Origin of the sequence: Escherichia sp. F1 (genome assembly GCF_046764225.1) — a bacterium.
Lineage (GTDB): Bacteria > Pseudomonadota > Gammaproteobacteria > Enterobacterales > Enterobacteriaceae > Escherichia > Escherichia coli.
The window spans coordinates 1,415,022-1,426,805 of record NZ_CP177202.1 but is presented as its reverse complement, the minus strand read 5'-3'; the positions used below and the strand labels follow the sequence as shown (position 1 = coordinate 1,426,805).

The 11,784-nt window shown below is 50.5% G+C and carries 11 protein-coding genes; 6 read left to right on the top strand and 5 right to left on the bottom strand.

From position 1 onward, the window contains the following. Positions 1-21: 21 nt before the first annotated feature. Positions 22-855 (bottom strand): xanthosine phosphorylase, encoded by an 834-nt coding sequence (gene xapA / locus ACK8NJ_RS06775; RefSeq protein WP_411962278.1) that lies wholly within the window; start codon positions 853-855, stop codon positions 22-24. A 248-nt stretch (positions 856-1,103) separates the two neighbouring features. On the opposite strand from xapA, the gene ACK8NJ_RS06770 reads away from it, so the two are divergent. Further along, complete coding sequence (locus ACK8NJ_RS06770; RefSeq protein ID WP_001520977.1) at positions 1,104-1,868, top strand: outer membrane protein OmpK; 765 nt, start codon at positions 1,104-1,106, stop codon at positions 1,866-1,868. 37 nt (positions 1,869-1,905) lie between these two features. Here the strand turns inward: ACK8NJ_RS06770 and ACK8NJ_RS06765 are convergent, their stop codons facing one another. Then, the gene (locus tag ACK8NJ_RS06765) at positions 1,906-2,832 is read right to left on the bottom strand and encodes a LysR family transcriptional regulator (protein ID WP_001559559.1); all 927 of its coding nucleotides are present in this window, start codon (positions 2,830-2,832) and stop codon (positions 1,906-1,908) included. Between the two features lie 89 nt (positions 2,833-2,921). Between ACK8NJ_RS06765 and ACK8NJ_RS06760 the strand changes: the two genes are divergently transcribed. Beyond that, a complete protein-coding gene (locus ACK8NJ_RS06760) occupies positions 2,922-3,920 on the top strand; it encodes a bile acid:sodium symporter family protein (protein WP_000765603.1) in 999 nt (332 codons plus the stop codon). Here the strand turns inward: ACK8NJ_RS06760 and ACK8NJ_RS06755 are convergent. The 3 genes from ACK8NJ_RS06755 to zipA all read right to left on the bottom strand — a co-directional run bounded on the left by ACK8NJ_RS06755 (position 3,917) and on the right by zipA (position 7,221). Then, entirely contained in the window at positions 3,917-4,135 is a 219-nt protein-coding gene (locus tag ACK8NJ_RS06755; protein ID WP_217824790.1) for a DUF3820 family protein, read from the bottom strand. The genes ACK8NJ_RS06760 and ACK8NJ_RS06755 overlap by 4 nt on opposite strands. Position 4,136: 1 nt before the next feature. Continuing rightward, positions 4,137-6,152 (bottom strand): NAD-dependent DNA ligase LigA, encoded by a 2,016-nt coding sequence (ligA, locus tag ACK8NJ_RS06750; RefSeq protein ID WP_411962277.1) that lies wholly within the window; start codon positions 6,150-6,152, stop codon positions 4,137-4,139. Positions 6,153-6,222: 70 nt separating this feature from the next. Continuing rightward, positions 6,223-7,221, bottom strand: coding sequence for a cell division protein ZipA (gene zipA, locus ACK8NJ_RS06745; protein WP_001520979.1), 999 nt, complete (start codon positions 7,219-7,221; stop codon positions 6,223-6,225). Between the two features lie 229 nt (positions 7,222-7,450). Between zipA and cysZ the strand changes: the two genes are divergently transcribed. The 4 genes from cysZ to ptsI all read left to right on the top strand — a co-directional run bounded on the left by cysZ (position 7,451) and on the right by ptsI (position 11,781). Next, positions 7,451-8,212, top strand: coding sequence for a sulfate transporter CysZ (gene cysZ / locus ACK8NJ_RS06740; protein WP_000254839.1), 762 nt, complete (start codon positions 7,451-7,453; stop codon positions 8,210-8,212). A 184-nt stretch (positions 8,213-8,396) separates the two neighbouring features. After that, a complete protein-coding gene (gene cysK / locus ACK8NJ_RS06735; RefSeq protein ID WP_000034402.1) occupies positions 8,397-9,368 on the top strand; it encodes a cysteine synthase A in 972 nt (323 codons plus the stop codon). A 383-nt stretch (positions 9,369-9,751) separates the two neighbouring features. Further along, positions 9,752-10,009 (top strand): phosphocarrier protein Hpr, encoded by a 258-nt coding sequence (gene ptsH / locus ACK8NJ_RS06730; protein ID WP_000487600.1) that lies wholly within the window; start codon positions 9,752-9,754, stop codon positions 10,007-10,009. Positions 10,010-10,053: 44 nt separating this feature from the next. Further along, positions 10,054-11,781 carry a phosphoenolpyruvate-protein phosphotransferase PtsI gene (gene ptsI / locus ACK8NJ_RS06725; RefSeq protein WP_000623136.1) on the top strand — a complete coding sequence of 576 codons (1,728 nt, stop codon included), beginning with the start codon at positions 10,054-10,056 and terminating at the stop codon, positions 11,779-11,781. Positions 11,782-11,784: the final 3 nt, after the last annotated feature.

Here is an 11,784-nt window from a genome sequence, read left to right as displayed (position 1 = left end):
GGCCGTTTATTGTTGTTTTACTCAGGCAATTTTGCGCAGAAAGCCGCAAATAAGATTAATAAAGTTTTGCTTTGAGAGTTCCGCTGCTGCCAGCGTTTGGGCATGAGAAAGCTTCACGTCACTCAGACCTTCCGCCATGTTGGTAATCGCAGAGACCGCAACGACTTTAAGTTCGCAATGGCGAGCAGAAATAACCTCAGGCACCACAGACATACCAACAACATCCCCACCAATAATTTGCATCATGCGAATTTCCGCCGTAGTCTCGAAATTCGGACCCGGATACGAGACGAACACGCCCTCCGTCAGAGGGACCCCCTCTTCTTTCGCCACTTTTTGTAACAGTGCGCGGTATTCCGCATCGTAGGCATTCGCCAGCGAGAAGAAGCGCTCACCAAAACGTTCATCATTAAGACCCACCATCGGCGTTCCCGGCATGGTGTTGATGTGATCTTTCAATGCGACCAGACTGCCGGCCCCCACTTCAGGACGCAGTGAGCCAGCCGCATTGGTGCTGAACAGCAACTCGCAGCCCAGCAACTTAAAGGTACGGATTGCATCCGTCATGATGGTCATCCCACGACCTTCGTAGAAATGTCCGCGACCTTTCATGCACACCACTGGCACCCCCTGGAGATAACCCAGCACCAGCTCACCCGCATGGCCATGTACGGTACTTACCGGGAACCCAGGCAGCTTTTCGTAGGAAATTGCGACCGCGTTCTCAATCTGATCGGCCAGCGCGCCCAGCCCGGAACCTAAAATAAAGGCCACTCGTGGCGTGAAATCAGGTTTATAAGTCTTGATAATATCTACGCAATACAGTGGGTTATGAGAAAACTGAGCCTGATACATATATATCCTTTTTTTGTAGGGTGGAATCTAACGCCTTTTTATAACGAGATTGCCCTACCTCATACCAATACACTTTTTTCATGTATCCGATAGTTATTCGATATCGATATATTTATATTTTTTCACTATTAATAGGCGGAAAAAACTGTATTGGTACTCTCCTTTCCATTGCATTAACAATATGCCGCTTTTAATCAACCTTTTTATTAAGCAATCAACTAATAACGATCGGCATAGGGAATTATGCTATGAAAAAACATCTTTTTACTCTGACACTCTCTTCTGTATTGGCGATACCAGCAGTATCTCATGCAGAATTTAAAGGCGGTTTTGCAGATATCGGCGTGCATTATCTGGACTGGACCAGCCGGACTACCGAAAAATCGTCGACCAAATCACACAAAGATGATTTTGGTTATCTTGAATTTGAAGGTGGCGCTAACTTTAGTTGGGGAGAAATGTACGGGTTCTTCGACTGGGAAAACTTCTATAACGGTCGCCATAATAAACCAGGTAGCGAGCAGCGTTATACCTTTAAAAATACCAACCGTATTTACCTGGGTGACACCGGATTTAATTTCTACTTGCATGCGTATGGCACCTACGGTTCTGCGAATCGCGTGAATTTCCACGACGATATGTTCCTGTACGGTATCGGCTACAATTTCACCGGCAGCGGTTGGTGGTTCAAACCGTTCTTTGCAAAACGCTATACAGACCAAACCTATTATACCGGCGATAACGGTTATGTCGCCGGTTGGGTTGCAGGTTACAGCTTTATGCTGGGCAGTGAGAAATTCACCCTCACCAACTGGAACGAGTACGAGTTTGATCGTGATGCCACCTACGCGGCAGGTAATGGCGGCAAAGAAGGTCTGAACGGTGCCGTCGCACTTTGGTGGAATGCAACTTCACACATCACCACAGGAATTCAGTATCGTTATGCGGATGACAAACTGGGCGAAGATTTTTACCAGGATGCAATAATCTACTCCATCAAATTTAATTTCTGATTGATTACTGCCGGGGCTCCCGGCAGTATGAATAGCTCTATATCTGATACAGCGGATCCCCTTCCCGCCCAGCCATTAGAGCACGGCCCTGGCCTCGTACCACGTCCCATAACGCTTGTGCGGCGGTGGAAAGTGAACGGTTCTTCCTGCGCACCAGCATCAACTGGCGTTCCACCACCGGCGTAATGCGCTTTACCACCAGCGGGCTACCTTCAGGTAACGGCAGCGCCAGTGCGGGAAGAATACTAATGCCGATGCCTGCGGCTACCATCGGGAACAGCGTCGCCGGATGTCCAATCTCCTGCACAATATTCGCCTGAATACCATTGCGCGCCAGCGCTGCGTCAATCAGCGGTCGGCTGCCTGACGCGTAATCCTGCAACACCAATTTCGCTCCCTGTAATGCCTGCCAGGGTACATAATCTTCCGCGGCCAAAGCGCTATCGCGATGGCAAAGCAAGAAGAAAGGCTCGGAAAGAATCGCTTCACATTGCAGATCGCCCACTGGGCCTGGATCGATGACGATGCCAAAATCGACATCTCCCTGGCGAATACTTTCCATCACCCACTGCTGCGGACGATCGTGCAGGATAAACTGAATATCTGGATAGCGGCGATGGCTTTCAGCAATGCATTGCGGAATAAGATGCGCGGAAATGGTCTGGCTGGCAGCGACCCGAACTTTTCCGCTCAGTTGTTGCCCCATACGCCCGGTATCGCGCAACGTGCTGTTAAGTTCATCCAGCAGTCGCTCAAGACGCAAAGCCAACTGCAGCCCTGCATCTGTAAGCACCACTTCACGCGTGGTTCTGTCCAGCAGGCGAACACCAGTATGATTTTCCAGCTCCTTCACACTGTGACTTACTGCCGACTGACTCAGGCCGATACGCTCTCCTGCACGACTAAAACTTTTCTCCTGCGCTACTGTGACGAAAACCTTTAATTGCTTTAAAGAATAATTCATCTGTTTTCTTCATGAATGGATGCAATAAATCAATTTTATTTCTCAAACTGGAAGAAGCACAATAGAACCATCGATCATCTGGAGTCTTTATGAAACTTTTTCGTATCCTCGATCCTTTCACCTTAACCCTGATCACGGTGGTGTTGCTGGCCTCTTTCTTTCCGGCCAGAGGCGATTTCGTCCCCTTCTTTGAAAATCTGACCACCGCAGCGATTGCCCTGCTGTTCTTTATGCACGGCGCGAAGTTGTCGCGTGAAGCGATTATTGCTGGCGGTGGTCACTGGCGACTGCATTTGTGGGTAATGTGCAGCACCTTTGTACTGTTTCCGATTCTGGGCGTGCTGTTTGCCTGGTGGAAACCGGTAAATGTCGACCCGATGCTCTACTCCGGTTTTCTCTACTTGTGCATTCTCCCCGCTACCGTGCAGTCTGCAATCGCCTTCACGTCAATGGCGGGCGGTAACGTCGCGGCGGCGGTTTGTTCTGCGTCAGCATCCAGCCTGCTGGGGATTTTCCTTTCACCATTGCTGGTTGGTCTGGTGATGAATGTTCACGGTGCAGGGGGCAGCCTTGAGCAGGTCGGTAAAATTATGCTGCAACTGCTGCTGCCGTTTGTGTTGGGGCATCTTTCCCGGCCGTGGATTGGTGACTGGGTGTCGCGCAATAAAAAATGGATTGCGAAAACTGACCAGACGTCCATTCTATTGGTGGTTTATACAGCGTTCAGCGAAGCCGTTGTTAATGGTATCTGGCATAAAGTTGGCTGGGGATCATTGCTGTTTATCGTGGTGGTCAGCTGCGTTCTTCTGGCTATCGTGATTGTAGTTAACGTCTTTATGGCACGCCGACTGGGCTTCAATAAGGCAGATGAAATTACTATCGTCTTTTGTGGTTCGAAAAAGAGTCTGGCAAATGGCATCCCGATGGCAAATATTCTTTTCCCCACATCGGTGATCGGTATGATGGTGCTGCCTCTGATGATTTTCCATCAGATCCAATTGATGGTCTGTGCGGTGCTGGCGCGTCGATACAAACACCAAACCGAACAGTTACAGGCGCAGCAGGAAAGCCGCGCCAATAAAGCTTAAAGAGGACGCTTCAGGGGCTGGACCAGTTGCGCCAGCCCCTCAGTTTTAATCAGCAGCGTGATTTGCATTAGCTCACCGAGCTTCCCTGCCGGGAACTCATCTTTGCGGGCAAACCACAGAAGATACTCCTCCGGCAGGTCGATTAAGCGACGCCCTTTGTATTTGCCAAACGGCATTATCGTATTGGCTATTTCAATCAGCTGCTCTTTTTCCATCTCAGCTACCCAGCAAACGCAGCATTTCCGCTTCGTCGATGACTTCAATGCCCAGTTCCTGCGCCTTCGCCAGTTTAGATCCTGCAGCTTCACCCACTATCACCAGATCGGTTTTCTTCGACACGCTGCCCGCGACTTTCGCGCCCAGTTCGACCAGTCGAGCTTTAGCGTCATCACGTGACATCTGGCTTAAGCTGCCCGTAAGCACCACGGTTTTACCAGCAAACGGGCTGTCAATCTCTTCCGCGTTAATCACCACCGGCGCAGGCCAGTGAACGCCTTCCGCCAACAGCTCGCTGATGACATTGCGGTTGCTTTCTTCGGCAAAGAAGTTGTGAACGTGGGAGGCAACGACAATGCCAACATCAGGCACCTTTTGTAGCTCTTCAATCGAAGCGGCTTCCAGCGCTTCCAGCGTGCCGAAATATGCCGCCAGACCTGCTGCGGTGGCCTCGCCGACTTCACGGATGCCAAGTGCATAGAGGAAGCGGGCAAAGGTGGTTTCTTTCGCTTTTTCCAGCGCGTTAACCACGTTTTGTGCCGATTTCGGCCCCATGCGCTCCAGTCCGGTCAGTTTGCCTGCGGTGAGTTTGAACAGATCCGCCGGAGTATGGACATATTCTTTTTCAACCAGCTGATCGATGATTTTGTCGCCCATACCGTCAACGTCCATCGCACGGCGGGAAACAAAGTGTTTCAGCGACTCTTTACGCTGCGCACCGCAAATCAGGCCACCGGTACAGCGGGCAACCGCTTCACCTTCCACACGCTCAACGTCAGAACCACATACCGGACAATGCGTCGGGAATACAACCTCACGGGTATCTTCCGGGCGTTCAGAAAGCACGACGTTAACCACCTGCGGGATCACGTCGCCAGCGCGGCGAATCACCACTTTATCGCCAATGCGTAAACCAAGACGTTCGATTTCATCCGCATTGTGTAAGGTTGCGTTACTCACCAGCACGCCTGCAACATGGACAGGTTCCAGACGCGCAACAGGCGTAATCGCGCCAGTACGCCCAACCTGAAACTCGACGTCACGCACAAAGGTCATCTGTTCCTGCGCCGGGAATTTAAACGCTACCGCCCAGCGCGGGGCACGCGCGACAAAGCCAAGCTGCTCCTGCTGTGTCAGTGAGTTGACCTTAATCACCACGCCGTCGATATCAAAGCCCAGCGTCGGGCGGTCTTCTTCCACTTTGTGATAGAACGCCAGCACTTCTTCCGCCGATTCACAAAGTGTTACCCGGTCGCTGACCGGCAAACCCCACTTTTTAAATTGCAGTAAACGGCCAAGATGAGTATTCGGCAGCTCGCCACCTTCCAGAATACCGACGCCATAGCAGAAAAAAGTGAGCGGTCGCTTCGCTGTAATACGCGGATCAAGCTGACGCAGTGAACCAGCTGCCGCATTACGTGGGTTAGCAAACACTTTCCCGCCCGTACGTCGCGCATCTTCGTTAATCTTTTCGAAGCCCGCCTGTGGCAGGAACACTTCACCACGTACTTCCAGACGCGCCGGGATATTCTCTCCGTGTAGCTTCAGCGGAATGGCGCGAATAGTACGCACATTAGACGTGATATCTTCCCCGGTAGTACCATCGCCACGCGTCGCGGCACTGACCAAAACGCCATTTTCATACAGAATACTGACAGCAAGGCCATCCAGCTTCAGCTCACAGCACCAGGTGACTTTCTCGTTGCTTTTCAGACGGTCCTGCACACGTTTGTTGAAAGCAAGAAAGCTTTCTTCATCAAAAACGTTATCCAGCGACAGCATTGGCACTTCATGGCGGATCTGGCTGAAAGCCGCCAGCGGCGCAGCACCTACACGTTGGGTAGGCGAATCAGGCGTAATCAGTTCTGGATGTTTGGTTTCCAGCTCGCGCAGTTCGCGCATCAGCCTGTCGTATTCAGCGTCGGGAATTTCCGGCGCATCCATCACATGATAAAGATATTCATGATGGCGAAGCGTCGTTCGCAGTTCTGTCAGTTGTTGTTCGATTGATTCCATATCGCACCATCAATGCTAAAAACCCCCGACAAGCGGGGGTTCGAAGAGGAGTTAATTTGCCTTAAGTGTATCAGGCGTTGGCGTCTTTGACTTCGCGGATGATGTCCTGGTACTCGCGCAATTTCTGCGGAGTCATCATACGGCGCTGATCGTCAAGCACTACACCGCCCACTTCATCGGCAATATGCTGCGCAGATTGCAGCATCAGCTTGAAGTTCTGCAGCTCGTCACCGTAAGACGGTACCTGCATAAAGATAGTGACACCCGGAGTAGTGAAATCCTTCATTTCAGGATCAAAGGTTCCCGGTTTCACCATATTCGCCAGGCTGAATAACGCCGGGCCGCTGCCATCCGGGCTAAGATGACGATGGTAAATATTCATATCGCCAAAAATGAAGCCCGCTTGTTGAATGCTGTTAAGAAGCAGTTCACCGTTTAGCTCGCTACCGTGATGCGCCGCGACGTTCATGATAATCACCGCTTCTTTGCGCTTCGGTTTATCCATAACTGGAGCCGGTTCCGCTACAGGCTCAGGCTGTGGTGCCGCTACGGGTTCTGCAGACTGGAAAGCCTGTTGTGCCGGTTGCGGTGCTGAATGCACTGGCTGCGGCGCTGACGCGACCTGTGGCGAAACTGGCTGCTGCAACGGCTGTTCAGGCTGCGGCTGATAGGCAGGCTGCTGCACGGGTTGCTGCACCGGCTGCGCTGGACGCGGAGCATGTTGCGGCGGTACCTGCGCTTCAGGCGGCTGCTGGACCGGTTGACGCGGCTGTGCAGACGCATAAGGCGGTTGGTACTGGTGTTGCGGCGACGGACGAGCAGCCTCATGCTCCTGGGCGTTAGCCGGGGCATGATTCACGCGGTGAACACGAACCTCACCAACGCCCTCATCATCTTCGACATCCTCGTCATAAGAATCGTCGTCACGTTTTGACTTCATTCGTTTTAATGGCCGATCGCGGAACATAGAAGATCGTTCTTTACGGCTGGTCCAGAAACCATGTACCAGTAAAGCGATTATGGCGATCGCGCCAACAATGATTAATATCAGACGCAAATCCTGCATCATTATATTCTCTGTTGTTCTAACACCTTGCCACCACGGCAAACATTTACTCACTAAGAGTATTTGCCGATTACCTCAAGTGCAAGTGCACTATTAACTTTCACAGCACAAAGATAGATGAAATCGTGCTTTTTGCTGTTTTTTCGAACATATCCTAACTGTCCATTGCGCAATTACCCGGTAAAATACGCAGAATTTTCCTGGGATTGGTCAAAAGGAGCTCATCCTGATTATGGTTTCATCATTCACATCTGCCCCACGCAGCGGTTTTTACTATTTTGCGCAAGGCTGGAAGCTCGTCTCGCAACCTGGGATTCGGCGTTTCGTTATTTTACCGCTGCTGGTCAATATTTTGTTGATGGGGGGCGCATTCTGGTGGCTCTTTACGCAACTCGATGTCTGGATCCCGACTCTCATGAGTTATGTTCCGGACTGGTTACAATGGCTGAGCTATCTGTTGTGGCCTCTGGCAGTCATCTCCGTGCTGTTAGTGTTTGGCTATTTCTTCTCAACGATTGCTAACTGGATTGCCGCTCCGTTTAACGGTTTATTGGCTGAACAACTGGAAGCACGATTGACTGGCGCTACACCGCCAGATACCGGGATTTTCGGTATCATGAAAGATGTGCCGCGAATCATGAAACGCGAATGGCAAAAATTTGCGTGGTATCTGCCGCGCGCAATTGTATTGCTAATTCTTTACTTCATCCCTGGTATTGGGCAAACCGTCGCGCCGGTACTGTGGTTCCTGTTTAGCGCCTGGATGTTAGCCATCCAGTATTGCGATTACCCCTTCGATAACCACAAAGTGCCGTTTAAAGAGATGCGCACCGCCCTGCGCACACGCAAAATCACCAATATGCAGTTTGGTGCTTTAACCAGCCTGTTTACGATGATCCCTCTGCTTAATCTGTTCATCATGCCCGTTGCCGTTTGTGGTGCGACGGCGATGTGGGTCGATTGCTATCGCGATAAACACGCGATGTGGCGGTAACAATCTACCGGTTATTTTGTAAACCGCTTGTGTGAAACAGGGGTGGCTTATGCCGCCCCTTATTCCATCTTGCATGTCATTATTTCCCTTCTGTATATAGATATGCTAAATCCTTACTTCCGCATATTCTCTGAGCGGGTATGCTACCTGTTGTATCCCAATTTCATACAGTTAAGGACAGGCCATGAGTAAGATTTTTGAAGATAACTCGCTGACTATCGGTCACACGCCGCTGGTTCGCCTGAATCGCATCGGTAACGGACGCATTCTGGCGAAGGTGGAATCTCGTAACCCCAGCTTCAGCGTTAAGTGCCGTATCGGTGCCAACATGATTTGGGATGCCGAAAAGCGCGGCGTGCTGAAACCAGGCGTTGAACTGGTTGAACCAACCAGCGGTAATACCGGGATTGCACTGGCCTATGTCGCTGCCGCTCGCGGTTACAAACTCACCCTGACTATGCCAGAAACCATGAGTATTGAACGCCGCAAGCTGCTGAAAGCATTAGGTGCAAACCTGGTGCTGACCGAAGGTGCTAAAGGCATGAAAGGCGCAATCCAAAAAGCAGAAGAAATTGTCGCCAGCAATCCAGAGAAATACCTGCTGCTGCAACAATTCAGCAATCCGGCAAACCCTGAAATTCACGAAAAAACCACCGGTCCGGAGATCTGGGAAGATACCGACGGTCAGGTTGATGTATTTATTGCTGGCGTTGGGACTGGCGGTACGCTGACTGGCGTCAGCCGCTACATTAAAGGCACCAAAGGCAAGACCGATCTTATCTCTGTCGCCGTTGAGCCAACCGATTCTCCAGTTATCGCCCAGGCGCTGGCAGGTGAAGAGATTAAACCTGGCCCGCATAAAATTCAGGGTATTGGCGCTGGTTTTATCCCGGCTAACCTCGATCTCAAGCTGGTCGACAAAGTCATTGGCATCACCAATGAAGAAGCCATTTCTACCGCGCGTCGTCTGATGGAAGAGGAAGGTATTCTTGCTGGTATCTCTTCTGGAGCAGCTGTTGCTGCGGCGTTGAAACTACAAGAAGATGAAAGCTTTACCAACAAGAATATTGTGGTTATTCTACCGTCATCGGGTGAGCGTTATTTAAGCACCGCATTGTTTGCCGATCTCTTCACTGAGAAAGAATTGCAACAGTAATGCCAGCTTGTTAAAAATGCGTAAAAAAGCACCTTTTCAGGTGCTTTTTTGTGGCCTGCTTCAAACTTTCGCCCCTCCTGGCATTGATTCAGCCTGTCGGAACTGGTATTTAACCAGACTAATTATTTTGATGCGCGAAATTAATCGTTACAGGAAAAGCCAAAGCTGAATCGATTTTATGATTTGGTTCAATTCTTCCTTTAGCGGCATAATGTTTAATGACGTACGAAACGTCAGCGGTCAACACCCGCCAGCAATGGACTGTATTGCGCTCTTCGTGCGTCGCGTCTGTTAAAAACTGGCGCTAACAATACAGGCTAAAGTCGAACCGCCAGGCTAGACTTTAGTTCCACAACACTAAACCTATAAGTTGGGGAAATACAATGTTCCAGCAAGAAGTTACCATTACCGCTCCGAACGGTCTGCACACCCGCCCTGCTGCCCAGTTTGTAAAAGAAGCTAAGGGCTTCACTTCTGAAATTACTGTGACTTCCAACGGCAAAAGCGCCAGCGCGAAAAGCCTGTTTAAACTGCAGACTCTGGGCCTGACTCAAGGTACCGTTGTGACTATCTCCGCAGAAGGCGAAGACGAGCAGAAAGCGGTTGAACATCTGGTTAAACTGATGGCGGAACTCGAGTAATTTCCCGGGTTCTTTTAAAAATCAGTCACAAGTAAGGTAGGGTTATGATTTCAGGCATTTTAGCATCCCCGGGTATCGCTTTCGGTAAAGCTCTGCTTCTGAAAGAAGACGAAATTGTCATTGACCGGAAAAAAATTTCTGCCGACCAGGTTGATCAGGAAGTTGAACGTTTTCTGAGCGGTCGTGCCAAGGCATCAGCCCAGCTGGAAACGATCAAAACGAAAGCTGGTGAAACGTTCGGTGAAGAAAAAGAAGCCATCTTTGAAGGGCATATTATGCTGCTCGAAGATGAGGAGCTGGAGCAGGAAATCATAGCCCTGATTAAAGATAAGCACATGACAGCTGACGCAGCTGCTCATGAAGTTATCGAAGGTCAGGCTTCTGCCCTGGAAGAGCTGGATGATGAATACCTGAAAGAACGTGCGGCTGACGTACGTGATATCGGTAAGCGCCTGCTGCGCAACATCCTGGGCCTGAAGATTATCGACCTGAGCGCCATTCAGGATGAAGTCATTCTGGTTGCCGCTGACCTGACGCCGTCCGAAACCGCACAGCTGAACCTGAAGAAGGTGCTGGGTTTCATCACCGACGCGGGTGGCCGTACTTCCCACACCTCTATCATGGCGCGTTCTCTGGAACTGCCTGCTATCGTGGGTACCGGTAGCGTCACCTCTCAGGTGAAAAATGACGACTATCTGATTCTGGATGCCGTAAATAATCAGGTTTACGTCAATCCAACCAACGAAGTTATTGATAAAATGCGCGCTGTTCAGGAGCAAGTGGCTTCTGAAAAAGCAGAGCTTGCTAAACTGAAAGATCTGCCAGCTATTACGCTGGACGGTCACCAGGTAGAAGTGTGCGCTAACATTGGTACGGTTCGTGACGTTGAAGGTGCAGAGCGTAACGGCGCTGAAGGCGTTGGTCTGTATCGTACTGAGTTCCTGTTCATGGACCGCGACGCGCTGCCCACTGAAGAAGAACAGTTTGCTGCTTACAAAGCAGTGGCTGAAGCGTGTGGCTCGCAGGCGGTTATCGTTCGTACCATGGACATCGGCGGCGACAAAGAGCTGCCATACATGAACTTCCCGAAAGAAGAGAACCCGTTCCTCGGCTGGCGCGCTATCCGTATCGCGATGGATCGTAAAGAGATCCTGCGCGATCAGCTCCGCGCTATCCTGCGTGCCTCGGCTTTCGGTAAATTGCGCATTATGTTCCCGATGATCATCTCTGTTGAAGAAGTGCGTGCACTGCGCAAAGAGATCGAAATCTACAAACAGGAACTGCGCGACGAAGGTAAAGCGTTTGACGAGTCAATTGAAATCGGCGTAATGGTGGAAACACCGGCTGCCGCAACAATTGCACGTCATTTAGCCAAAGAAGTTGATTTCTTTAGTATCGGCACCAATGATTTAACGCAGTACACTCTGGCAGTTGACCGTGGTAATGATATGATTTCACACCTTTACCAGCCAATGTCACCGTCCGTGCTGAACTTGATCAAGCAAGTTATTGATGCTTCTCATGCTGAAGGCAAATGGACTGGCATGTGTGGTGAGCTTGCAGGCGACGAACGTGCTACACTTCTGTTGCTGGGGATGGGTCTGGACGAATTCTCTATGAGCGCCATTTCTATCCCGCGCATTAAGAAGATTATCCGTAACACGAACTTCGAAGATGCGAAGGTGTTAGCAGAGCAGGCTCTTGCTCAACCGACAACGGACGAGTTAATGACGCTGGTTAACAAGTTCATTGAAGAAAAAACAATCTGCTAATCC